Annotated in this window: 22 protein-coding genes, 1 pseudogene and 1 riboswitch; of the genes and pseudogenes, 17 read left to right on the top strand and 6 right to left on the bottom strand. The window is 70.0% G+C overall.

All coding sequences use genetic code 11. The annotated features are described in order from the left end of the window. Nucleotides 1-23: 23 nt before the first annotated feature. Complete coding sequence (locus JNUCC0626_RS10505) at nucleotides 24-1,319, bottom strand: cation:proton antiporter (protein ID WP_394619503.1); 1,296 nt, start codon at nucleotides 1,317-1,319, stop codon at nucleotides 24-26. Nucleotides 1,320-1,515: 196 nt separating this feature from the next. On the opposite strand from JNUCC0626_RS10505, the gene JNUCC0626_RS10500 reads away from it, so the two are divergent. From JNUCC0626_RS10500 to JNUCC0626_RS10470, 7 genes are all read left to right on the top strand, one after another. Further along, on the top strand, nucleotides 1,516-2,613 hold the full coding sequence (locus JNUCC0626_RS10500) for a GAF domain-containing protein (protein ID WP_394619502.1): 1,098 nt from the start codon (nucleotides 1,516-1,518) through the stop codon (nucleotides 2,611-2,613). Nucleotides 2,614-2,682: 69 nt separating this feature from the next. Further along, nucleotides 2,683-3,084 (top strand): ATP-binding protein, encoded by a 402-nt coding sequence (locus tag JNUCC0626_RS10495; RefSeq protein ID WP_394619501.1) that lies wholly within the window; start codon nucleotides 2,683-2,685, stop codon nucleotides 3,082-3,084. A gap of 33 nt (nucleotides 3,085-3,117) precedes the next feature. Beyond that, nucleotides 3,118-3,726, top strand: a complete 609-nt coding sequence (locus JNUCC0626_RS10490; RefSeq protein ID WP_394619500.1) for a TetR/AcrR family transcriptional regulator — start codon at nucleotides 3,118-3,120, stop codon at nucleotides 3,724-3,726. A gap of 105 nt (nucleotides 3,727-3,831) precedes the next feature. After that, the gene (locus JNUCC0626_RS10485; RefSeq protein ID WP_394619499.1) at nucleotides 3,832-4,872 is read left to right on the top strand and encodes an aldo/keto reductase; all 1,041 of its coding nucleotides are present in this window, start codon (nucleotides 3,832-3,834) and stop codon (nucleotides 4,870-4,872) included. 190 nt (nucleotides 4,873-5,062) lie between these two features. Next, nucleotides 5,063-5,283, top strand: a riboswitch (cobalamin riboswitch). Nucleotides 5,284-5,392: 109 nt separating this feature from the next. Next, a complete protein-coding gene (locus JNUCC0626_RS10480; RefSeq protein ID WP_394619498.1) occupies nucleotides 5,393-7,765 on the top strand; it encodes a ribonucleoside-diphosphate reductase subunit alpha in 2,373 nt (790 codons plus the stop codon). Continuing rightward, nucleotides 7,762-8,790, top strand: a complete 1,029-nt coding sequence (locus JNUCC0626_RS10475; RefSeq protein WP_394619497.1) for a ribonucleotide-diphosphate reductase subunit beta — start codon at nucleotides 7,762-7,764, stop codon at nucleotides 8,788-8,790. Before JNUCC0626_RS10480 ends, JNUCC0626_RS10475 begins: the two co-directional genes overlap by 4 nt. 111 nt (nucleotides 8,791-8,901) lie before the next feature. Beyond that, nucleotides 8,902-9,180 (top strand): DUF3040 domain-containing protein, encoded by a 279-nt coding sequence (locus JNUCC0626_RS10470; protein WP_394619496.1) that lies wholly within the window; start codon nucleotides 8,902-8,904, stop codon nucleotides 9,178-9,180. A 22-nt stretch (nucleotides 9,181-9,202) separates the two neighbouring features. Here JNUCC0626_RS10470 and JNUCC0626_RS10465 read toward each other — a convergent pair whose 3' ends face one another. Beyond that, nucleotides 9,203-9,535, bottom strand: a complete 333-nt coding sequence (locus JNUCC0626_RS10465) for a hypothetical protein (protein WP_394619495.1) — start codon at nucleotides 9,533-9,535, stop codon at nucleotides 9,203-9,205. A 13-nt stretch (nucleotides 9,536-9,548) separates the two neighbouring features. Further along, on the bottom strand, nucleotides 9,549-10,919 hold the full coding sequence (locus tag JNUCC0626_RS10460) for a short-chain fatty acyl-CoA regulator family protein (protein WP_394619494.1): 1,371 nt from the start codon (nucleotides 10,917-10,919) through the stop codon (nucleotides 9,549-9,551). 157 nt (nucleotides 10,920-11,076) lie between these two features. Between JNUCC0626_RS10460 and aceA the strand changes: the two genes are divergently transcribed. The 10 genes and pseudogenes from aceA to JNUCC0626_RS10410 all read left to right on the top strand — a co-directional run bounded on the left by aceA (nucleotide 11,077) and on the right by JNUCC0626_RS10410 (nucleotide 21,428). After that, the gene (aceA, locus tag JNUCC0626_RS10455; RefSeq protein ID WP_394619493.1) at nucleotides 11,077-12,339 is read left to right on the top strand and encodes an isocitrate lyase; all 1,263 of its coding nucleotides are present in this window, start codon (nucleotides 11,077-11,079) and stop codon (nucleotides 12,337-12,339) included. Further along, on the top strand, nucleotides 12,339-13,853 hold the full coding sequence (aceB, locus tag JNUCC0626_RS10450) for a malate synthase A (RefSeq protein ID WP_394619492.1): 1,515 nt from the start codon (nucleotides 12,339-12,341) through the stop codon (nucleotides 13,851-13,853). The genes aceA and aceB overlap by 1 nt, the downstream gene beginning before the upstream one ends. A gap of 123 nt (nucleotides 13,854-13,976) precedes the next feature. After that, complete coding sequence (locus JNUCC0626_RS10445; RefSeq protein ID WP_394619491.1) at nucleotides 13,977-14,519, top strand: molybdopterin-dependent oxidoreductase; 543 nt, start codon at nucleotides 13,977-13,979, stop codon at nucleotides 14,517-14,519. Between the two features lie 11 nt (nucleotides 14,520-14,530). Continuing rightward, nucleotides 14,531-15,363: pseudogene (locus JNUCC0626_RS10440) on the top strand (SAM-dependent methyltransferase). A gap of 4 nt (nucleotides 15,364-15,367) precedes the next feature. After that, nucleotides 15,368-15,892, top strand: a complete 525-nt coding sequence (locus JNUCC0626_RS10435; RefSeq protein ID WP_394619490.1) for an AAA family ATPase — start codon at nucleotides 15,368-15,370, stop codon at nucleotides 15,890-15,892. 47 nt (nucleotides 15,893-15,939) lie between these two features. After that, nucleotides 15,940-18,738, top strand: a complete 2,799-nt coding sequence (locus tag JNUCC0626_RS10430; RefSeq protein WP_394619489.1) for a CHAT domain-containing protein — start codon at nucleotides 15,940-15,942, stop codon at nucleotides 18,736-18,738. Between the two features lie 29 nt (nucleotides 18,739-18,767). Beyond that, the gene (locus tag JNUCC0626_RS10425; protein ID WP_394619488.1) at nucleotides 18,768-19,172 is read left to right on the top strand and encodes a hypothetical protein; all 405 of its coding nucleotides are present in this window, start codon (nucleotides 18,768-18,770) and stop codon (nucleotides 19,170-19,172) included. Beyond that, nucleotides 19,173-20,000: a hypothetical protein gene (locus JNUCC0626_RS10420; protein ID WP_394619487.1), complete on the top strand. Its 828-nt coding sequence runs from the start codon at nucleotides 19,173-19,175 to the stop codon at nucleotides 19,998-20,000. A gap of 13 nt (nucleotides 20,001-20,013) precedes the next feature. After that, nucleotides 20,014-20,964, top strand: a complete 951-nt coding sequence (locus JNUCC0626_RS10415) for a DUF6461 domain-containing protein (RefSeq protein ID WP_394619486.1) — start codon at nucleotides 20,014-20,016, stop codon at nucleotides 20,962-20,964. Further along, nucleotides 20,961-21,428: a hypothetical protein gene (locus tag JNUCC0626_RS10410; protein WP_394619485.1), complete on the top strand. Its 468-nt coding sequence runs from the start codon at nucleotides 20,961-20,963 to the stop codon at nucleotides 21,426-21,428. The genes JNUCC0626_RS10415 and JNUCC0626_RS10410 overlap by 4 nt, the downstream gene beginning before the upstream one ends. Here JNUCC0626_RS10410 and JNUCC0626_RS10405 read toward each other — a convergent pair. Genes JNUCC0626_RS10405 through JNUCC0626_RS10395 form a run of 3 tightly spaced genes read right to left on the bottom strand, consistent with a single transcriptional unit; the run spans nucleotide 21,400 to nucleotide 22,336 of the window. After that, nucleotides 21,400-21,684, bottom strand: coding sequence for a hypothetical protein (locus JNUCC0626_RS10405; protein ID WP_394619484.1), 285 nt, complete (start codon nucleotides 21,682-21,684; stop codon nucleotides 21,400-21,402). The two genes, JNUCC0626_RS10410 and JNUCC0626_RS10405, sit on opposite strands and share 29 nt — an antisense overlap. Then, a complete protein-coding gene (locus JNUCC0626_RS10400; RefSeq protein WP_394619483.1) occupies nucleotides 21,684-22,193 on the bottom strand; it encodes a SigE family RNA polymerase sigma factor in 510 nt (169 codons plus the stop codon). The genes JNUCC0626_RS10405 and JNUCC0626_RS10400 overlap by 1 nt, the downstream gene beginning before the upstream one ends. Next, nucleotides 22,190-22,336, bottom strand: a complete 147-nt coding sequence (locus tag JNUCC0626_RS10395; protein WP_394619482.1) for a hypothetical protein — start codon at nucleotides 22,334-22,336, stop codon at nucleotides 22,190-22,192. The genes JNUCC0626_RS10400 and JNUCC0626_RS10395 overlap by 4 nt, the downstream gene beginning before the upstream one ends. Nucleotides 22,337-22,449: the final 113 nt, after the last annotated feature.

Genomic DNA, 22,449 nt, shown 5'->3' with positions numbered 1-22,449 from the left:
GGGGATACCCGGCGCGGGCGATCTCATACCGGCGTGGTGTTCGCCTTCCCCTTGTCGCCGTGCCTCGCCTCGGCCTTCTCCTCCCGGCGCCGGTCGAGCAGCCACATCACCGGCGACGCCGACAGCCCGTGCAGCACGATCGACCCGATCACGACCAGCCCGACGGCCCGCCACAACGCGTGCTGCTCACCGGCGAACTCGCCCTCCTGCAGCGCGTACGTGACGTAGAACAGCGACCCGATCCCGCGCACGCCGAAGAACGCGATGACGGACCGTTCCCGCGGCCCGGTGCGGCCCCGCAGCTGACCGATCCAGCCCGTCAACGGCCGCACGACCAGCAGGATCACCGCCGCGACCAGCACCTCGCGCCAGCCCGTGCCCGCCAGCAGCCCGGTCACCGCCGCCCCGCCGAGCAGGAACACGATCAGCACCGTCAGCATCCGCTCGATCTGCTCGACGAACCGGTGCAGCACCTGGTGGTACCCGTGGTGCCGCTCGGCCGCCCGGATCGCGCAGGCGCAGACGAACACCGCGATGAAGCCGTAGCCCTCGACGAGTTCGGTGAGCCCGTACGCGAGGAACGTCGCCGCGATCGCCACGAACCCCTCGGCGTGCTCGGCGAGCCGGAACTTCTCGGACGGCACCGAGAAGAACAGCTTGCCCAGCAACCACCCGGCGACCCACCCGATCACCACGGCGGAGGAGATCCGCCACAGCACGTCGACCGCGAGCCAGTGCCCGAACCACGCCGAGGGCGCCGCGCCGACCAGGCTGATCGCGATGGCCGCGTAGGTGAACGGAAACGCGAGCCCGTCGTTGAGACCGGCCTCGGAGGTGAGCCCGAACCGCGCCTCGTCCTCGTCGGACTCGGGGTGCTCGGCGGGTTCCGCGACCTGCACCTCGCTCGCCAGCACGGGATCGGTGGGCGCGAGTGCCGCGGCGAGCAGCACCGAACCCGCCACCCCCAGCCCGAGCGCGCCCCAGCCGAGCAGTCCCACCAGCAGCATCGTCAACGGCATCGTGATCGCGAGCAGCCGCCACGTCGTCGCCCAGCCGCGCAGGCTGACCGCGCGGTTGAGGGCGAGTCCCGCACCCATCAACGAGATGATCACGCAGATCTCCGCCAGGTGCAGCAGCACGGTGCTGTGCGCCACGGGATCGGGGTCGGGCAACGGTTCCACGACCGCGAACGTCAGCGCGCCCGCCCCGAGGAACACCATCGGCATGGACACCGGCGCCCGGTCGAGCAGGCGCGGCAGCAACGCGGCGGCGAGCGTCGCGAGGCCCGCACCGGTGTAGAGCAGGGGAGCGGGATCCACTGTCCGCCTTTCGTTCCGATCAGACGGAGGTACCCCGCACGCGTTCGCCCAAACCGTCTACTGTGGACGCCGGATGGCCGCCTTCCGGAGGCGAGCCGGTGGCGCTTAGGATGTGCGCGCCCGCCGGGGAGCGGGCGCAGCAGAGCGCGTCCAGGTTCAGCAGCGTGCTGGTGACGCACGGCGAGAGGGCACCGCTGTGAGTGCGTCCGGCCTGCGGGGTTACGACCTGCGCGCCTTGTTCGGGCAGTCCACCACCGTCTTCGCGGCCTTCACCGGCCCGTCGCACGAGATCGAGACGGCCAACGAGTCCTTCACCACGTTGTTCGGCGACGGCGGCTCGCTCGCCGATCTGCTCGACGACGTCCGCCGCACGGGCGAGTCCCGCACGGACCACGACGTCAGGGTGGTCGTGGGCACCGGTGAGGACGAGCGCGAGGCGTTCTTCGACCTGACCTGCGAGCCCCGGGCCGACCTGACCGGTGTCCGCGTGATCGGCGTGGAGACCACCCAGGTCAGGAACGCGCAACGGCTGATGGCCGACCACCGCGCACTGCTGGTGCAGATCGCCCGCCAGGCACCCCTGGCCGACGTCCTCGACGGCATGACCCGCTGCATCGAGGACCTCGCGCCGAGGGAACTGGTCGCCTCGGTCCTGCTCGCCGCCCCGGACGGCACGCTGCGGCACGGCGCCGCCCCCAGCCTCCCGGACTTCTACAACGAGGCGATCGACGGCATCGCCACCGGCGAGGGCATCGGCTCGTGCGGCACGGCGGCCCACCGGCGTGAGCCCGTCATCACCGCGGACATCGCCACCGACCCGCTCTGGACCGACTTCCGCCACCTGGCCGAGCAGGCGGACCTGAGGGCTTGCTGGTCCACCCCGATCCTGGCGGGCGACGGCACCCTGCTGGGCACGTTCGCGATGTACCACCGCACGCCGCGCACCCCGAAGGACACCGACCGCGCGTTGATCCAGATCTTCGCCGACACGGCCGCCCTGGCGATCGAGCGCCATCACGCCGAAGCCGCCGAACGCGCGGACCGGATGAGGGAGGCGGCGGTGGCCCAGTCCCGGAGCCCGCACCCGGAACGCTGTGAGCTGGGCGGACGGGACGCCTGTGCGGCCCCGGCGGAGATCAAGGTGGCCGACTCGTGGGGTGACGCGGCCTGGGGCTGCGCGGCCCACGTGGAGGAGGTGCTGATCCACGTGCGGTCGGTGTTCATCGCCAGCGAGGAGCTCGGCGGTCTGGGCGCCTACCTCGATCGCCGAAATCGTCGGCGAAACGAGGTTTGACACGCCCGAGTTCGGGCTACGGCTATCGTCGAACGCAGTACGCGACAGTTGTGAGAGGCGCGAACGCACGTGACCTTTGCCGGTGACCAGGCCCAGCGCCTGGTCGTGGACCTGCACGTCCCGCGCGACGTCGTGCTGTCCGGATTGCGTCACGAGCTCGGCGCTCTGCTACCCGACCTGGGCGAGGACCACCTCTACGACGTGCAGCTCGTCGTCACGGAACTGGTGAGCAACGTCCTCGACCACACGACCGGCAGCGGCACCCTGCGGCTGTTCCGCGCCGGTGATCCGTGCGTCGTCACCGTCGAGGTGGACGACGAGTCGTCGACGCAGCCGGTCTACGGCCACTCGCGGCTGGGGGAGAACCGCGGTCGCGGCATGGTGATGGTCGAGAGCACGACCAGCAAGTGGGGCACCAGCCTGCGTCCCGGCGGGGGCAAGACGGTGTTCGCCGTCGTGCCGTGCCCGTGAGCACCCGCTGAGCAGCTGGCTACGATCGGGTCCGTGGCTTCCATCACCCGCCGACCGTCCAAAAAGGCCGAACGTCAGGCCGAGGTAGAGGCCGCCGTGCTGGGCGCGACCGAACGGCTGCTGCGCGACGGCACCGCCTTCACCGAACTCGGTGTGCAGCGCATCGCGGACGCGGCCGGCATCGCGCGGTCGACGTTCTACCTGTACTTCCGCGACAAGACCGACGTCATGCGGCGGATCACCGAGAACCTCGGCCGGGCCGCGTTCGAGGCACCGGGGACCGTCACCGCGGACCTGGAGTCGATCACGCGGTCGCAGGTGGAGATCTTCGCCTTCTACCGGGAACGCGCGCATCTGCTCGCCGCCATCGTCGAGGTCTCCGGCTACGAGCCGGAGATCCGCGACGTGTGGAACGCGGCCGTGCAGCGGTTCGCCGACAACATGACCCGCATGCTCGAGGAGGAGCAGGAGGCCGGCCGCACGTCCGCCGACCTCGTGCCGCACACGTGCGCCGAGGTCATCGTGTGGGGCGGGATGCGGGCGATCGCCCACCAGGTCGCCACGAACGGCCTCGAGTCCGACCTGGCCGTGGCCCGCGAACTCGCCGCCAACCAGTGGTACGGCGCGTTCCGCCGACCCTGAGGATTCACCCTCCGAAACCGCTCGACACCGACGCGCTGGTCCGTTCGGGTGTAGAGTCGGACACGATGTCGGACATGGTGTCCGAAAAGTCGTGAGGAGAGCTCGATGCAGTACCGCACGCTGGGCAAAACCGGACTCTGGGTCTCGGAGGTGTCCTTGGGCGCCATGACGTTCGGTGGCGCCACCGACCACCCGATCTGGGGTGCGGTCGGCGCGCTGGACGTGGCCCAGGCCCGCCGGCTCGTCGACGAGGCGCTCGACGCGGGCGTCAACCTGATCGACACCGCGGACGTCTACGCCGACGGCGAGTCCGAGAACCACCTCGGCGAGATCCTCGAAGGCCGCCGCGACCAGGTGTTGATCGCGACCAAGGCGATGGCGCGGTTCGGCCCCGGTCCCAACGACCTCGGCGCGACCCGCGTGCACCTGCTGCGCAGCATCGAGAGGAGCCTGCGGCGGCTCCGCACCGACCACATCGACCTGTTCCAGCTGCACAACACCGACTCGGTCACGCCGATGGAGGAGACGCTGAGCGCGCTCGACGACGCCGTGCGCCAGGGCAAGGTCCGGCACATCGGCGTCGCGAACTTCCCGGCCTGGCAGATCACGAAGGCGCTCGGCATCTCCGCGCTCAAGCAGCTCAACGGGTTCGTCGCGCTCCAGGCGCACTACTCGCTGCTGGTGCGCGACCTGGAGGCCGAGATCCTGCCGATGGTCGAGAGCGAGAACATCGGCCTGACCGTCTGGGGCCCGCTCGCCGCCGGGTACCTGACCGGCAAGTTCGACGCCGAGGGCAACAGCACGGACCCGTGGTCGCGCCGGGCGAAGGCCCCTCAGGCGATTCCGCCGGTCGACCCGTCCACCGCCGCGCCGATCGTCCACGTCGTCCGCGAAGTGGCCGAGCGCAACGGCACGAGCATGCCGCAGGTCGCGCTGGCGTGGCTGCTCGCCCGGCCCGCGGTCACCAGCGTCACGATCGGCGCCCGCACCGTCGAGCAGCTACGGGACAACCTCGCGGCCGTCGAGAACCCGTTGGCGGAGAAGGACCTCGCCGAACTGGACGCGATCAGCGCCCCGGCGCCGGTGTACCCGAAGTGGATCAACGACTACTCCGCCTCCGTGCGCGGTCCCGTGCCGCTCGGCTGAGCCTCGGGAGTTCAGGCGGCGAACGCCGCCGCCAACGGGGCCGAACGAACCGTCCTCAACGCCCACCACCTGCGCTGACCGCAGGGTCGTCCCGCCACGTCGCGAGCCGCGCGGCGGGACGTTTCAGGCACTGGTCCAACCGGGCGACACGCCCACTACATGTAGGTGCGTGTCTCATGATCGCGCCCATGTATTGTGTCCCGCAGCTGGTTCGGCCGATCATCCAGATCGGTCGTCGCAAGAGGGAACCCGGTGTGAATCCGGGACTGCCCCGCAGCGGTGAACGGGAACGAAAGCCGTCAGAAAGCACTGGACGAGGGTGTCTGGGAAGCGACGGCCGGTAGGCGCCTCGGTGATCGATCACCGGGCACGCCCGTGAGTCCGAAGACCTGCCAGCATCCCGCACGCGCCTGCGTGCGGGCGTCCGAGGCCCCGAGGGAGGGCGGGAGGACGTGGCGGTCGCGCGCGCCCGTTCACTCCTCGCTGCTCTCGTGGCCACCGAGCTCGCGAGGAGAGAGCTGTGACGGCGGTCGACACAGTCACCACCACGATGCGCGTCAAAAAACGCAACGGTTCACTCGAACCGGTCGACTTGAACAAGATCGTTCGCGCGGTCGAGCGTTGCACGGTCGGTCTGCACGACGTCGACCCGTTGAGGGTCGCGACCAAGACGATCAGCGGTCTCTACGACGGCGCCACCACGGAGGAGCTGGACAAGCTCTCGATCCAGACGGCGGCCGCCCTGGTCGCCGAGGAACCCGAGTACTCCAAGCTCGCCGCGGGCCTGCTGGCCGCGTTCATCGAGAAGGAGGTGCGCCGTCAGGGCGTGCAGTCCTTCAGCCAGAGCATCGCCCTCGGCCACGCCGAGGGCCTGATCGGCGACGCGACCGCGAAGTTCGTGGCCGCCAACGCCCGCAAGCTCGACGACGCCATCGACCTCGACGGCGACCGGCGGTTCGAGTACTTCGGCCTGCGCACCGTCTACGACCGGTACCTGCTGCGCCACCCGTCCCAGCGATCGGTGATCGAGCAGCCGCAGTACTGGTTGCTGCGCGTGGCGTGCGGGCTCTCGCACACCGCGGCCGAGGCGATCGACTTCTACCGGCTGATGTCGTCGCTCGCGTACCTGCCGAGCTCGCCGACGCTGTTCAACTCGGGCACCCAGCACACCCAGATGTCCTCGTGCTACCTGCTCGACTCGCCGAAGGATCAGCTGGAGTCGATCTACGAGCGCTACGCCCAGATCGCGCGGCTGTCGAAGTTCGCCGGCGGCATCGGCGTGCAGTGGTCGCGGGTGCGTTCGAGGGGTGCGCTGATCCGCGGCACGAACGGCCACTCGAACGGCATCGTGCCGTGGCTGCGCACCTTGGACGCGTCGGTCTCGGCCGTGAACCAGGGCGGCCGCCGCAAGGGCGCCGCGTGCGTGTACCTGGAGACGTGGCACCCGGACATCGAGGAGTTCCTGGAGCTCCGCGACAACACCGGTGAGGACGCGCGCCGCACGCACAACCTCAACCTGGCCAACTGGATCCCCGACGAGTTCATGCGCCGCGTCGAGGCGGACGCCGACTGGTCGTTGTTCGACCCGGACGAGATGCCGGAACTGGTCGACCTGTGGGGCGACGAGTTCGACCGCGCCTACCGCGCCGCCGAGGAAGCCGGCCGCGCGGTGCGGACCGTGAAGGCTCGTGACCTTTATGGACGGATGATCCGCACGCTCGCCCAGACCGGCAACGGCTGGATGACGTTCAAGGACACGTCGAACCGCACGTGCAACCAGACCGCGTCGCCGGAGAACGTGGTGCACCTGTCGAACCTGTGCACCGAGATCCTGGAGGTGACGAGCGACGAGGAGACCGCGGTCTGCAACCTCGGCTCAGTCAACCTCGGCGCTCACATCGACGACACTGCCGGTGACATCGACTGGGAGCGCCTGCGTTCCACCGTCCGCACGGCCGTGGTGTTCCTCGACCGCGTGATCGACATCAACTACTACCCGACCGAGCAGGCGGCGCAGTCCAACCCGCGCTGGCGCCCGGTGGGTCTCGGTGTCATGGGCCTGCAGGACGTGTTCTTCAAGCTGCGCCTGGCTTTCGACTCGCCCGCCGCGCGCGAGCTGTCGACGCGCATCGCCGAGGAGATCTACCTGACGGCTCTGGAGTCGTCGGCGGAGCTGGCCTCCTCGGCCGGTGCGCACCCGGCGTTCGCGGAAACTCGTGCCGCCAAGGGAGATCTGCAGCCCGACCTGTGGGGCGTCACGCCCACGCAGACCGCGCGCTGGGCGTCCGTGCGCGAGCGGATCTCCGAGCACGGCCTGCGCAACTCGCTGCTGATCGCCGTGGCTCCCACGGCCACGATCGCCTCGATCGCGGGCTGCTTCGAGTGCATCGAGCCGCAGGTGTCCAACACCTTCAAGCGCGAGACGCTCTCCGGTGAGTTCCTGCAGATCAACTCCTACCTGGTGCGCGAGCTCAAGTCCCGCGGCCTGTGGACGGACGCGATCCGCAACCGCCTCAAGCAGGACGAGGGGTCGGTGCAGGGTCTCGGCGAACTGCCCGCCGAGGTTCGCGAGCTGTTCCGCACCGCCTGGGAACTGCCGCAGAAGGCGTTGATCGAACTGGCCGCCGCGCGCGGCCCGTACATCGACCAGAGCCAGTCGCTGAACCTGTTCGTCGCCTCGCCGACGATCGGCAAGCTCTCCTCGATGTACCTCTACGCCTGGAAAGCCGGGCTGAAGACCACGTACTACCTGCGCTCCCGCCCCGCGACGCGCATCCAGCAGGCCACCGTCTCCGTCCCCGCCAGCGCGCCGGCCACCCCCGCCGCTGTCGCCGACGCCGAGGCGCTCGCCTGTTCCCTCGAAAACCCCGAAGCATGTGAGGCCTGCCAGTGACCGCCCTGTCCAACACCGCCCGCAAGAACGCCCTGCTCGACCCCGGCATGGACCTCACGCTGCGGCCGATGCGCTACCCGCTGTTCTACGAGCGCTTCCGCGACGCCATCAAGAACACCTGGACCGTCGAGGAGGTCGACCTCCACTCGGACCTCGCCGACCTGAACAAGCTGTCGGACGCCGAGCGGCACCTCGTCAACCGCCTGGTCGCGTTCTTCGCGACTGGTGACACCATCGTCGCGAACAACCTCGTGCTGAACCTGTACGAGCACGTCAACGCGCCGGAGGCCCGCCTCTACCTGTCGCGGCAGCTGTTCGAGGAGGCCGTGCACGTCCAGTTCTACCTGACGCTGCTCGACACCTACCTGCCCGACGAGAACGACCGCGCCGACGCGTTCGCCGCCGTCGAGACGATCCCGTCGATCCGCGCCAAGGCCGAGTTCTGCTACAAGTGGATCGACTCGATCTCGTCGCTGACCGAGCTGCGCACCCGCGAGGACCGCCGCTCGTTCCTGCTCAACCTGATCTGCTTCGCGGCGTGCATCGAGGGCCTGTTCTTCTACGGCGCCTTCGCTTACGTCTACTTCCTGCGCTCGCGCGGGCTCCTGAACGGCCTCGCCTCGGGCACCAACTGGGTGTTCCGCGACGAGTCGATGCACATGGCGTTCGCGTTCGACGTCGTGGACACCGTCCGCCGCGAAGAGCCCGACCTGTTCGACGAGTCGCTGTACGAAGAGGTGCGGCAGATGCTGCGCGAGGCCGTCGACGCCGAGGTGCAGTTCGCCGACGACCTGCTCGGCGGCGGCGTGGCCGGCATGTCGGTGGCGGACATGCGCTCCTACCTGGAGCACGTCGCCGACCGGCGCCTCCAGGTGCTCGGCATCGAGCCGATCTACGGTTCCAAGAACCCGTTCGCGTTCATGGAACTGCAGGACGTGCAGGAGCTCTCGAACTTCTTCGAGCGCCGCGTGTCCGCCTACCAGGTGGGCGTGACCGGCACGGTGGCGTTCGACGAGGACTTCTAGGAGTTCGCCCGGTGCCCCCGGCCCAGCTGGGGGCACCGGCGAATTGGGGGTCAGCACGGATTGGACACGGCCGCCGCCCGAGCAACCATGGGCCTGGAACGGAGGCTTTCCATGGCTTTGGCAGACCGTGAACAACGTGAACTCGAAGAGATCGAGCAGCGCCTGCTCGACGAGGACCCCGCACTCGCGGCCAAGCTGACCAGACCCTCGGTGCTCACGTTCCTGTTCGGCAGCGCCGTGCGGGCACTCGGCGTGCTCGCCGCGTTCTTCGCCGGCCTGCTCGTCGTGGTCGCGGGCGTGACGTGGTCTTCGGCGGCGGTGATCGCGCTCGGCGCCCTCGTGTGCGTCGGGGTGTTCGCGAAGCTCTTCGTGGGTGCCCGGCAGTCCTAGGAGATCAACAGCGCAGTAGCGGTCACTTCGGGGTTGCGACGATCAGATCCGCGATCGACGACGGTGGTGCGGCCACGCCGGGACCGCCCGCGTCCACCCAGTCCGCCACGCCGTGCAGCGACTCGTCGTCCAGGATCGAGCCCACCCACACGGGCTTGGCACCGGCAGCGCGGGCGGCGGGGCTCGGCTGCACGACGACCACGTTCGAGACCTCGCACGCGTCCAGGCAGTCGGCGACCTTGACGGTGGTCAAGCGGGCGCGCAGCAGGTCGAGCTGGCGGTCGTGGTCCACGTCGGGGTGCTTGCGCTCGGTGCCGCAGCAGCAGCCGCGGCACACGGTGATCCGTGCGGTCATGATCTCTGTCTACTCACTCGTGCACGGGATAGGGCGTGAACGTGCTGTGGTTCTCATCGATCGACAGCGTTCGGCCCACCTGGGGGAACGCTCGTTGCGCGCAGCCGACGCGCGGGCAGGTCTTGCAGCCCGGGCCGATCGGGACGGCGGCCTCGTGGTCGTCGAGGTCCAGGCCTGCCGAGTAGACGAGGCGAGAGGCGTGGCGCAGTTCGCAGCCCAGGCCCACGGCGTAGGTCTTGGACGGGGTGCCGTAGCGGTGCGGGCGGCGGGTGACGGTGCGGGCGATCCAGAAGTAGCCGCGGCCGTCGGGCATGACGGCGATCTGGCGCAGGACGCGGCCCGGTGCGCTGAAGGCCTCGTAGATGTTCCACAGTGGACACGTGCCGCCGGTGCGGGAGAAGTGGAAACCGGTGGCGGACTGGCGTTTTGACATGTTGCCGGCGCGGTCGATGCGGATGAGGGAGAACGGGACGCCGCGGGCGCGTGGGCGTTGCAGGGTCGAGAGGCGGTGGCAGATGGTCTCGAAGCCCAGGCCGTAGTGGTCGGTGAGGCGTTCGACGTCGTAGCGGAAGCGTTCGGCGGTGGCCAGGAAGTCCTGGTACGGCAGGATGAACGCGGCCGCGAAGTAGTTGGCCAGGCCGATTCTGGTGAGGGTGCGGGACTGCGGGTTGCGGACCTCGGCGGCCAGTGAGGTGAGCAGGTCGCCGTGTTCGGCGTAGGCGAGTTGGACGGCCATCCGGAACGCCTGCTGGCCCGGTCGCAGACCTGCGGACAGGTGCAGCACGCTCGTCGTCGGGTCGTAGCGGTGGCGTTCGTCCGGCGTGTCCAGGTGGGCGACGCGGATTCCGTGCAGCGCCAGGCGTTCGGTGAGTACCGTGCGCACCTCGCCGCGCCTGAGACGGCACTCCAGGGCGAGGCGTTCGGCCGGCTCGTCGAGGACGCCGATGTAGTTCTGGCGTTCGTAGAAGAAGTCGCGGGCGTCCTCGTGCGGCATCGTGACGGCCTGCGGGGAGTCGCGGTCGCCGGTGAGCAGCGCGAGTTGCTCGGAGGCTTCGCGGTAGCGGCGGTGCAGGGCGATGACGGCCCGGGCGGCGGCGGGGGAGGAGTCCGCGAGCTCGGTCGGGACGGCGACGCCGAGGTCGGAGAAGACCTCGCGGAGTTCGGCCACCAGGCGGGTGACGTCGTCGTGGGCGAAGAAGGTCGCGTCGACGCCGAACGCCTCGGTGATCTTGAGCAGCACCGGCACCGTGAGCGGGCGGGCGTTGTGCAGCAGCTGGTTGAGGTAGCTGGGGGAGATCTCCAGCAGCCGGGCGACCTCGATCTGGCTCATCGCGCGGTCGGCGATGAGCTGCCGCAGCCGAGGCCCTGCGAAGGTCTTGTCCACGGCTGCGAACTATAGCGAACGAATGTCTTCGCAACGTTCGCAAAATGCTGGTCGAAAGTTGGCAGATCTTGGCTGATTGCGGCTCTCGACCAGGGATCCAGTGCCGCCATACGTTCGTTCGCAACGGATCGACGAGCGGTTGGCAAGGAGAAGTGCGATGACCGAGGCGAACGAGCTGGCGCAGCAATGGTCCACCGACCCGCGGTGGAAGGGCATCGAACGCAGCTACAGCGCGGAGGACGTGCTCCGGCTGCGCGGCACGGTCGTCGAGGAGCACACGCTCGCCCGGCGCGGCGCCGAGAAGCTCTGGGACCTGATCAACACCGAGGACTACGTCCACGCCCTCGGCGCGCTGACCGGCAACCAGGCCGTGCAGCAGGTCAAGGCGGGTCTCAAGGCGATCTACCTGTCCGGCTGGCAGGTCGCGGCCGACGCGAACCTCTCCGGCCAGACCTACCCCGACCAGTCGCTCTACCCGGCGAACTCGGTGCCGCAGGTCGTGCGTCGCATCAACAACGCCCTGCTGCGCGCCGACCAGATCAGCCACTCCGAGGGTGACCACAGCGTCGACTGGCTCGCCCCGATCGTCGCGGACGCCGAGGCGGGCTTCGGCGGCACGCTCAACGCGTTCGAGCTGATGAAGGGCATGATCGCGGCCGGCGCCGCGGGCGTGCACTGGGAGGACCAGCTCGCGTCCGAGAAGAAGTGCGGCCACCTCGGCGGCAAGGTGCTGATCCCGACCGAGCAGCACGTGCGGACGTTGAACGCCGCCCGCCTGGCCGCCGACATCGCGAACGTGCCGTCCGTGATCGTCGCCCGCACCGACGCGCAGGCCGCCACGCTGATCACCAGCGACGTCGACGAGCGCGACCGGCCGTTCATCACCGGCGAGCGCACGGCGGAGGGCTTCTACCAGGTGCGCAACGGCATCGAGCCGTGCATCACCCGCGGTCTGGCCTACGCGCCGCACGCCGAGCTGCTGTGGATGGAGACCTCGAAGCCGGACCTGGAGGTCGCCCGCGAGTTCGCCGAGGCGATCAAGGCCCAGTACCCGGACCAGCTGCTCGCCTACAACTGCTCGCCGTCGTTCAACTGGCGCAAGCACCTCGACGACGCCACCATCGCGAAGTTCCAGCGCGAGCTCGGGCACATGGGCTACAAGTTCCAGTTCATCACGCTCGCCGGGTTCCACGCGCTCAACCACTCGATGTTCACGCTCGCCCAGGGCTACGCCGAGACCGGCATGACCGCGTACGTGGACCTGCAGGAGCGCGAGTTCGCGTCCGAAGTGGACGGCTACACCGCGACCCGGCACCAGCGCGAGGTCGGCACCGGCTACTTCGACCTCGTCAGCACCGCGATCAACCCGGCCAGCGGCACCACGGCGCTGAAGGGCTCGACCGAGGAGGAGCAGTTCTGATGCTGAGCCACCGCATCGAGGTCGTCGGCGCGCACGATCCCGAGATCCTCACGCCCGAGGCCCTGGACCTGATCGCCCGCCTCGACCAGGCGTTCGCCGGCCGCCGCTCCGACCTGCTGGCCGAACGCCGCCGTCGCCGCGACGAGCCCGTCCCGCTGGGATTCCTCGACAGCACCAGGCACATCCGCAACGGCGACTGGACCGTCGTGGGGTACGCACCGGGCCTCGAAGACCGGCGCGTCGAGATCACCGGCCCGCCCACGCGCAAGATGACCGTGAACGCCCTCAACTCCGGCGCCAAGGTGTGGCTCGCGGACTTCGAGGACGCCACCTCGCCGACGTGGGAGAACATCGTCGGCGGGCAGCGCAACCTGCTCGACGCCGTCACGGGCCGCCTCGACTTCACCGAGAACGGCAAGCGCTACGCCGTCGGCGACGACCCGGCGACGATCGTGGCCCGCCCGCGCGGCTGGCACCTGGTGGAGAAGCACGTGGTGGCCGACGGCCGCCCGGTCGCCGCCGCGTTCGTGGACTTCGCGTTGTTCCTGGTGCACGCGGGCCGCTCCCGGCCGTACTTCTACCTGCCGAAGCTCGAGAGCCACCTCGAAGCCCGCCTGTGGAACGACGTCTTCCTGCTGGCACAGGAGATCCTCGGCATCCCGCGCGGCACCATCAGGGCCACCGTGCTGATCGAGACGATCACCGCGGCGTTCGAGATGGACGAGATCCTGTTCGAACTGCGCGAGCACTGCGCGGGCCTGAACGCGGGCCGCTGGGACTACCTGTTCAGCATCATCAAGACGTTCCGCGACCAGCCGTTCCCGGACCGCGCCCGGCTCACCATGACGGTGCCGTTCATGCGTGCCTACACCGAACTCCTGGTGCGCACCTGTCACCGCCGGGGCGCGCACGCGATCGGGGGCATGGCGGCGGCGATCCCGACGAAGGACCCGGTCTCGAACGCGGCCGCGGTCGAGAAGGTCAAGCAGGACAAGGAACGCGAGGCCGCCGACGGCTTCGACGGCTCGTGGGTCGCCCACCCGGCGCTGGTGCCGGTGTGCCGCGACGCGTTCGACGAGGTCCTGGGCGGCTGGCCGAACCAGCTGGGCCGGCTCCGCGAGGACGTGGCGGTCACCGCGGCGGACCTGCTGGACTTCTCGTCGGCCGGTGACGAGGTCACGGAACCGGGGCTGCGCAACAACATCGCGGTGGCCGTGCGCTACCTCGACGCGTGGCTGGGCGGTACCGGTGCCGTTGCGCTCTTCGGGTTGATGGAGGACGCGGCCACCGCCGAGATCTCCCGCTGCCAGGTGTGGCAGTGGCTGCGGCAGGGCCTGTTCACCCGCGAACTGGTCGAGAAGATCTTGGACGAGGAGCTGATCGGACTCACACACGGGGAGGCCGTGCGCGCGTTGTTCACCGACGCGGCGTTGGGGGAGGACCTGCCGGCGTTCATCACGCCGCGCGCCTACGCCCAGCACCTATCGCGTCAGGAGGCTTCCCTGCGGGTCTGAAGCGGCGAGGCCGCGTGGGAAGGGGATGCGAGTGCCGTCGACCGAGAACCCGGTCGGCGGCGCTTTGCAGTTGACTCTATTGCTTCAGTGTTGACCGAAGTCAGTCTTCCCGCCGGGTGAGTCGTGCGGTGCGCTGCGGTTGCCGACCTGCTCGGGAAGTGCGACATCTCGCCGTTCTTCTGGGCGAACGGCCGGGTGCCGGAGTCCGCTGAGTACGAGGCGTTGCGGGACAACGGTTTCCGCGACTACCGGCTGTTCGTCTACGGGCTGGTGGACAACCCCGTCTCGTTGAGCCTCGACGAGCTGCGGGCGTTGCCGAGCACCTCGCAGATCACCCAGCACTTCCGCATCCAGGGGTGGTCGGGCGTGGCGCGGTGGGGTGGCGTGCCGATGTCGGCTGTGCTGGACCTGGTGCGGCCGCGCCCGGAGGCGAAGTGGGTGGTGTTCTACTCGTTCGCGCAGGGGTCGGATGAGGGCATCTACTACGACGTGCACGCCATCGAGCAGATGCGGTACCACCTGTCGATGCTGGCGCTGGACATGAACGGTGAGCCGTTGCCGTTCCGGCACGGGGCGCCGGTGCGGTTGCGCAACGAGGTGCAGCTCGGGTACCCCTCCTGCGCACGCGTCGGCTCAACGGCCGCTCGGAGCCGATCTTTGGGGTAGCGTGCCGATCAATGCTTCGATCGCGTTGGGGGAGCGGCATGACGGACAGCAGTGCGGAGACCAGCGGTGTGGACCTGAGCCGTCCGAGCGCGGCGCGGGTGTACGACTACTACCTGGGCGGCGCGCACAACTTCGCCGTGGACCGCGAGATGGGTGAACGCGCCATCGGCCTGTGGCCTGACCTGCCCCAGATCATGCAGGCCAACCGCGCGTTCCTGCGCCGGGCCGTGCGCTTCTGCATCGACAACGGCATCCGCCAGTTCCTCGACCTGGGCTCGGGCATCCCGACCGTCGGCAACGTGCACGAGGTGGCCCAAGCATTGGACCCCGACGCCCGCGTCGTCTACGTGGACAACGACCCGGTGGCCGCCGCGTACAGCGAGAACATCCTGCGCGGCAACGACCTGGCGAGCGTCGTCCAGGCCGACCTCCGCCGGCCCGACGAGGTGCTGGCGAGCCCCGGTGTGCAGGCTTTGCTGAACTTCGACGAGCCCGTCGCGGTGATGATGGTGGCCGTCCTTCACTTCGTCCCCGACGAGGACGACCCGCCCGCGATCATCGCGAAGTACCGCGAGGTCATGGCCCCCGGCAGCTATCTGGTCCTGTCGCACGCGAGCCAGGACGGCCAGCCGGGCCAGGCCGACTCGCACCAGGACCTCTATCGCCGCACCGCGACCCGATGACCATGCGCACCAAGGAGCAGGTCACGGCCCTGTTCGACGGCTTCGACATCGTCGAGCCGGGTGTCGTGTACTTCCCGGAGTGGCGCCCGGTCGCCCCTGAGGACGTCGACGACAACCCGGAACGCTTCACCGGGCGTGCCGCGGTCGGCCGCAAGGCCTGAGCCTTTGTCCGGCGAAGTCGTCATCCTCACCGGGCCGCCCGGCGCCGGTAAGACGACGGTCGCGGCCCTGATCGCCAGTGATGCGAGTCGTCCGACGGTGCACCTGGTGACCGACGAGTTCTATCGCGCGATCCGCACCGGGTTCGTGTTGCCCTTTCTGCCGGAGGCGCAGCGGCAGAACGAGGTCGTGATCGACGTGATCGCGGGTGCCGTCGCCACTTATGCGCGCGGTGGTTATGACGTGATGGTGGACGGCATCATCGGGCCGTGGTTCCTCGCGCCGTTCCGTTCGCTGGATGTACCGGTGTCGTACGTCGTGTTGCGGCCTTCGTTGGAGACGACGCTGGCTCGGGGGATGGCTCGCGGGGCTGGTGAGTTGACGGACGCTTCGGCGATCACGGGCATGCACGAGGCGTTCGCCGACCTGGGGCCGTTGGAACGTCATGTGCTCGACAGCGGTTCGCTCTCCACGGCAGAGACCGCTGTGGCTGTTCGGCGAGCTGTCTCGGCAGGTGCCCACCGGCTCTGAAGCCGTTCCGGTGACCGGTGGTTTCAAGATCTGCCAAGCTGGGCCGCATGGGGAACCGGGTGCGCTTCGCCGCGATCACCACCGTCGTTCTCGCCCTGGTCGCGTGGGGAGCGTGGATCGGCTGGCGCCGCTACACCCTCGCGTACCTGCCGGCGGACAGCGTCTTCGGCGACACCGGCTACGTCTACGACTCGGTGACCGGGAGGACGCAGCGGATCGTGGCGCCGGGCCCGGTCGTGATCTTCACCTTCCCCGTGCTGATGCTCGTGCTCGCCGCGTTCACGATCTCCATCGTCCGCGGGCACCTGCGCGACATCAGGATCGGCTGGCACGCGCTGCGGGACCGGCCGCTCGGCCTGGGGCTCGGGACACTCCTCTTCGCCTTGCTGGTGCCGTGCTGCGTGCTGGTGCCGTACTGGATCCACACCGCCGGAACGGAAATCTCGCTCCAGCGATACCTGGAGATCGGGTTCTTCACCGACGTGCCGGTGACGGTGACGATCGGCGGGTCGATGCTCGTGGCCGCGGTGTTCCTGGTGGTGTCGGCGCCGTGGCTGCTGGACCTGGTGCCCCGGCTCGTCCGGTTGATGGTCGTGCAACGGATGATCCGCTCGGGCAAGCCCGGCGAGGTCGCGGACGAGGTGGCGCGGCTGGAACGTGAGTTCGTCCGCTACCCCTACCGCAGCCAGCTGGCCATGACCGTGCTGGCCAGGGCTCAGCTCGCGAAGCTGGACGACGGCGAGCCGCTCGACGACGCGATGCTGCGCACGATGGCGTCGTTGCCAGGACTGGAAGAACGGTCCTGGACCCACGTCCTCTCCCCGCTGCTCGACGACGTCGACGCCCGCTACCAGTTCGCGGACACGCTCATCACCACCCACGTCCGCACCGACTCCGGCGCCCACCTCGACGTCGCGATCCGGCTGCTCGAAGGACTGCACAAGAGGCCGCACTTCACCGTGCGCAAGGCGAACCGGGCCAAGATCGCGTTGACGCTCGCGCACGCCCTGGTGCTGCGGGACACGCCTGAAGACACCGCCCGCGCGCACGAACTCGTCGGCAAAGCCGCGCGAACAACGCCTGACGAGGCACGCCTCATGCGCGCGATCCTGTTGATGTCGACCGACCTCGACGAGGCGATCACGGTGCTGCGCGGGCTCGGCGAGGCGGAGGAGATGAGGCTCGCCGGTGCACTGGTGGTCCGCTTCGAACGCGACCAGGACCCGGCAGACCTGCACGAGGTCGTCGCGCTCACCGGACGCAGGCTCGCTGAGCCGGGCGAGGACCGCTCGGACGTGCTCGACCACCGCCTCACCGCGCTGGGCCACCTCGACGACTTCGAGTCGCCGGACCTGCTCGACGCGTTCGAAAGAGTGGACGCGTTGCCGGATCCGCCGTGGCAGCTCGCGCACCTCGCGGCGGCGATCAAAGGCATTCGCGCGTTGGAGAGCGGCGACTCCGACGCGGCGCTCGCGCACTTCGAACAGGTGCTGCGGATCGTCATCAGGGCCGCGTCGCTCGGCCTGAGCAGGGCGGACCGGCAGGCCGTGCTGAACCAGTCACGGCTGGCACCCGCCACCGTCGCCACGCTCGCCCTGGCCGCAGGACGGGTCGAACGGGCCGTGGAACTGCTGGAACTCAGCCGGACGGTCATCTGGGCGCAGGTGCGGGAACTGCGGACCACGACCGGCGACGAGCGCATCGCCGAGATCAGCGCCGCCCTGCAACAGCCCGGCTACGACACCACCACCGAAGATGACCTGCTGGCCGTGCATCGCCAAGCCGTGACCAGGGCCGAGCTGGCTCGCGAGTGGGACGAGCTGGCGCAGCGGCGGACGTTCGGGCACGAGATCCGGTTCGCCGACCTGCGCGAGGCGGCGGCGGACGGCCCGGTAGTGCTGGTCAACGCCGGCGCCGAACGGTGCGACGCGATCATCGTGCTCGCCGGAGGTGCTCCGGTGCACGTGCCGCTGCCGGACCTGACCGAAGGGGACGCACGGGCGTGGGCGGAAGGCCTGCTCGATGCCCAGACGAGGCGGATGAACGCCCGGTTCATCGCACCCCGGCTGTGGGACGCCGTCGCCGCGCCCGTGCTGGCCGCCGTCGAACCGCACCTCGGGCAGGACCGGCGGATCTGGTGGTGCCCGACCGGCGCGTTGACGCCGGTGCCGTTGCACGTGGCGGGCCGCGACGGTGATTCCGTGCTGGACCGCGTCGTCTCGTCGTACACGCCGAGCCTGTGGTCGTTGCTGGACGCGCGGCGCGGTCACCGGCCGGTCGCCGAGCCGACCGTGCTGATCGCCTCTGTGCGGGCCACACCGCCGGGCACGACGTGGGCACCGCTGCCGCACGCCGACGAGGAAGCCGAGCTGATCGCCGCACGGGTGCCCGGTGCCGCACGGCTCGCGGAGAGCGCTGCCACCGTCGCCGCCACCAAAGCCGCGTTGCCTGGCAGCACGTGGGCGCATTTCGCCTGCCACGGCGACATGAACGGCCTCGTGCTGCACGACGGGAGCCTCGGGCTGGACGAACTCGCCGGGATCGAGACGGGCGCGAACGAGCTGGCGTTCCTGTCCGCGTGCGTCACCGCCGTGCCGGACTCGGACAACCTCGACGAGGCGTTGCACCCGGCCGCCGCGTTGCACCTGCACGGTTTCTCGCACGTCGTCGGCACGTTGTGGCACATGCGCAGCGAGGACGGCCCGGTCGTCGCCGACGAGTTCTACGCGCACCTGCTCGACGGCCGTTCGCCCGCGCTCGCCCTGCACGCCGCCCAGCGCGCGCTGCGGTCCCGCGCGCCGGACGACCCCGCGCGCTGGGCCCCGTTCGTGCACATCGGACCTTGATACGGTGATCCACCGAGGGGAGTGGGGAGATGCCGTCGTTCTTCCGCCGTGCCAAGAAGGAACCCGAACCGCCGCCGCGCCCGGACGAGGCCGCGCAGGCCGTCGGGTGGTTCTGCGACCAGCTGCCGGCGTTGCGCGCGAAGGCCGACAAGCACGGCTGGCGGCGGGAACTCGAGACGGAGATCCAGGCGGTCCGCGACGGCCGTCCCGCCCGCGAGGCCCTGCACAACCTGATGCTCGACGACGCCGGCGCGATCCGCGGTGACGGAGCGGCCGGGCTGCAGGCGTTGTGGGACGCGGCGCCGATCGGCCAGCGGTTCACGTGCCCGCGCTTCGCCTGCCCTGATCGAGGGCGTGGCCAGGACGCGTCCGAGCCCTGGTGCCACCTCGACGACCGGCCGATGACGCCGTCCACCCACCGGCTGGACTCCTGAATGGACAAGCTGCTGTCCGGCCTGGGCACCAAACTCGCCGAGCGCTGGATCAACCTGCTCGCCTTGCCGGGCGTGCTGTTCACGCTCGTGCTGGCGTTCGCGTGGTGGGTGCACCCGGTGGGCGCGCTCGACGTCACCGCGATCGTTCGCCGCCTCGGCGAACTCGCGGTGCCCAAGCAGAACGGCCAGCTCGCGCTGCTCGCGGCGGCCGGTGCCGTGGTCGCGACGGCGTGCGCTGGACTCGCCGCCGAACTCAGCCGCTTCGTCGCCCGGACCTGGACCGGCAACGGCCGCGTGTCGACGTGGCTGATGAGTCCCTTGCTGCGCCGCAGGATCCGCCGCGCCCAGGCCGCCGCGCCCGACGGCTACCAGGTGCCCGAGCGGTACCTGCCCGCCCGCGCCACCCGCATCGGCGACGCGATCCGCCTGGTCGAGCAGCGGATCGCCGCCCAGTACGGGGTGGCGCTGATCCGCGTCTGGCCGCGCTTGTGGCAGCTGTCCTCTTCGGACGAACGCGCGATGACCCAGCTGGCGTGGGATCGTTACACGGCAGCGTCTTTACGTGCCACGTGGGCCGCCGGCTACCTGCTGATCGGCATCCTGTGGTGGCCTTCGGTCGTGGTGGCCGTGGTGTTGTACGTCAGCGCGGTGGCGTCGGCTCGGCGTGCGGCGGAAGATCTGCGCACGGCGATCGAGGCGCTGGTCGACGTCAAGCTCGTGGTGCTGGCTGCCGCCATCGGGGTTCCGCTGGCACACGGCAGGTTCACCGCCAAGGACGGCGGCGCGCTGGAAGCGGTGCTCGACAAGGGCACCTATCTGATGAAGTGATTCTGGGGGAACGATGTCCGACGCTGCGGCGCACTACGCCGCACTGCTCAACGCCGAGGTCCTGCCCTCGGAGGCCTTCTGCCTCACCGCGGTGCGCGGCGTGACGATCGAGGAAGCGCTCGCCCGGTTCGACGCGTCCCTGCTGACGCGTCCGGCCACGCTCGCCGAGGCCGGAAAGGCCTCCGTGAACGCCTATCCCGACGACCTGCCGGTGGTCACCGCCAGCACGGTGGGCGGCTGGGTGTTCCTGGCCGCCGACAACGGCTGGCACGGCGCGATGCCCGAGGTGCTCACCCGCCTGTCCGCCGGCACGGTCGCGACGACCGCCTACTGGAACGTGAACCTCGACAACACCCTCGCGCTCGCCGAGGACGGCCGCCTCACCGAGATGGACTTCGTGCTCGGCGACGAACCACCCCGGGAACTCGCCGAGCTCGTGGCGGGCCTCGACTTCGAGGGCGACGACCTGTGCGGCGCGGCCCTCGCGTTCGTGGAACGGGTGACCGGCGTCCGCCTCGACGAGGACTGGGCACGCACGCGGTGGCCTACCTCGGTGATCTCCTCACCGACGCAGTTCGAGACGGTCGGCCCGACGGGCTGGCTCCAGGTCAACGCCCCGGAGTTGCTGGAGGAGTTCCCCCGCGCCGCCGAACCCGTGCTGCGCGAGGTCGCCGCACTGGCCGCCGACCGGGCGTGCGCCGCGACGGGCGTCGAAGATCGGCAAGCCTCCGTGCGCGGGACCCACCTGCAGGCCCTCAACCTGCGCTGGGACCGGTGCGGGCCGACGCCGTCAGGCGCGGATCCCGCCACCGAACGCCTGCTCGTCACCCGAGCCCACGCGCTCGCGGCCGTGCGCGCCTGCGACCTCGACGACCCGTTCACCGCGGCGGCACAGGCGCTGATCAACGCCTGCCAGGCCGACCGCGAGCACTGGCCGGAACTGCGGAAGCTGGCGGCACGATGAAGCGCGTGCTGATCCTCGGTCGCGGCGGCGCCGGGAAGTCGACCCTGGCGAGGACCCTCGGCGCCGCGACCGGCCTGCCCGTCGTCGAACTGGACAAGCACTTCTGGGGCCCCAACCTGGAAGCTACCCCTCTGGAGCTGTGGGAGGTCGTCCAGGGCGAGCTCGCCGAGGCCAACGAGTGGATCATGGACGGCGACCTCGGCCCGTACGACGCCCTGGAGGTGCGGCTGCGTCGGGCGGACACCGTGCTCCTGCTCGACTACTCGTTCCCGCGCTGCGCCTGGCAGGCACTGCTGCGGTCCCGCGAAAGCCGCGACTTCTGGGTCTGGGTGTGGTCGTGGCGCCGCAAGCACCGGCAACCGCTGCTGGACGCGATCGGCGCCCACGACGTGACGCTGCACGTGTTCCGCGGCCCCAGGCAGACGGCGAGGTTCGTCAGGGAGGCAAGTCCGTTGGCGTCGTGAGCACCCCGGGCGTCGTGGTCTCGGTCGGCACCGGCGCACCGGGCTCGGGGGTGGTCGGCTGACTCGGCAGCAACGCCAACGCCAGCGCGGCGACAGCGGCCGTCGCGACCGCCGTGCCCACCACAGCGGCCGTGCGCCGGCGTGACCGCACCGCTCGCCCACGCCGGATCACGTTCGCGGCACCGTGGGCGTGCGACGGCACCGCTTCCCCTTGCAGCTTGGCGAAAGTCGCGCGCAGCGTGTCCTCGTGCTCCATCACACCTCCAGCCGTGAGTGCCCGAACCCCGGCCCGAGCCGCTGCCGCAACGTCTGCAACCCCTTGCTGCTCTGCGACTTCACCGTGCCCGTGGAACAGCCGAGCGCGGCCGCCACGTCGTCGATGCTCAGGTCGTGCCAGTAACGCAACACGAGCACGGCCCGTTGCCGCGCGGGCATCTTCGTCAGCGCGGCCCACACGATCAGCCCGTCTTCCGAGTCCGGTGCGGCGACCAGACTCTCCGGCGGCGCGTCGGTGAGCTTCTCCCGCCGCCACCGCACCTTGCGGCGCTCGGCGAGGAACGTCCGCACCACGATCTGCTGGAGATACCCCTCGATCCCGCTGTGGTCGGCGAGCTTCGGCCCCACCAGGTACAGCTTGAGGAACGCCGCCTGCAGCACGTCCTCCGCCTCGTGCCAGTTGCCGCACAACAGGAACGCCGTGAAGCGCATCGACTCCTGACACCGGTCGTAGAGCCGGGTGAACTCGGCCTCCCAGCCCGGCGTCATCGGGTCTTCATGTCGTCGGTCCTGATCACGGTCGGCCGCTGCTCTGGAGGACGCTCGACGCCGGTGAGGGTGAGCGCGGCGAGGGCTAGACCCGCGGCGGCCAGCACGAAGACGGTCACCGCGATCACCAGTCCTGTGCGCACTGCCCGAACCCCGAACGTCAGTGGCACCCCGACAGGTGCCCTCACCCCTATCAATGCGGCCGGGAGCCGGCGGGGTTGCCCTGAGTTTTTCTGCCGGTTGACCGGACGGTGCC

This window comes from Lentzea sp. JNUCC 0626 (genome assembly GCF_043632865.1).
Classification (GTDB): domain Bacteria; phylum Actinomycetota; class Actinomycetes; order Mycobacteriales; family Pseudonocardiaceae; genus Lentzea.
This window is presented reverse-complemented; position numbering and strand designations above follow the sequence as displayed.

Bases quoted from the DNA above. Each gene is read 5' to 3' on its own strand.
- JNUCC0626_RS10405 (WP_394619484.1), bottom strand. From the start codon at position 21,684: ATGGAGCACGAGGACACGCTGCGCGCGACTTTCGCCAAGCTGCAAGGG.
- JNUCC0626_RS10485 (WP_394619499.1), top strand. From the start codon at position 3,832: ATGCAGTACCGCACGCTGGGCAAAACCGGACTCTGGGTCTCGGAGGTG.
- JNUCC0626_RS10430 (WP_394619489.1), top strand. From the start codon at position 15,940: ATGGGGAACCGGGTGCGCTTCGCCGCGATCACCACCGTCGTTCTCGCC.
- JNUCC0626_RS10415 (WP_394619486.1), top strand. From the start codon at position 20,014: ATGTCCGACGCTGCGGCGCACTACGCCGCACTGCTCAACGCCGAGGTC.
- aceA (WP_394619493.1), top strand. From the start codon at position 11,077: ATGACCGAGGCGAACGAGCTGGCGCAGCAATGGTCCACCGACCCGCGG.
- JNUCC0626_RS10470 (WP_394619496.1), top strand. From the start codon at position 8,902: ATGGCTTTGGCAGACCGTGAACAACGTGAACTCGAAGAGATCGAGCAG.
- JNUCC0626_RS10400 (WP_394619483.1), bottom strand. From the start codon at position 22,193: ATGACGCCGGGCTGGGAGGCCGAGTTCACCCGGCTCTACGACCGGTGT.
- JNUCC0626_RS10420 (WP_394619487.1), top strand. From the start codon at position 19,173: ATGGACAAGCTGCTGTCCGGCCTGGGCACCAAACTCGCCGAGCGCTGG.
- JNUCC0626_RS10465 (WP_394619495.1), bottom strand. From the start codon at position 9,535: ATGACCGCACGGATCACCGTGTGCCGCGGCTGCTGCTGCGGCACCGAG.
- aceB (WP_394619492.1), top strand. From the start codon at position 12,339: ATGCTGAGCCACCGCATCGAGGTCGTCGGCGCGCACGATCCCGAGATC.
- JNUCC0626_RS10425 (WP_394619488.1), top strand. From the start codon at position 18,768: ATGCCGTCGTTCTTCCGCCGTGCCAAGAAGGAACCCGAACCGCCGCCG.
- JNUCC0626_RS10410 (WP_394619485.1), top strand. From the start codon at position 20,961: ATGAAGCGCGTGCTGATCCTCGGTCGCGGCGGCGCCGGGAAGTCGACC.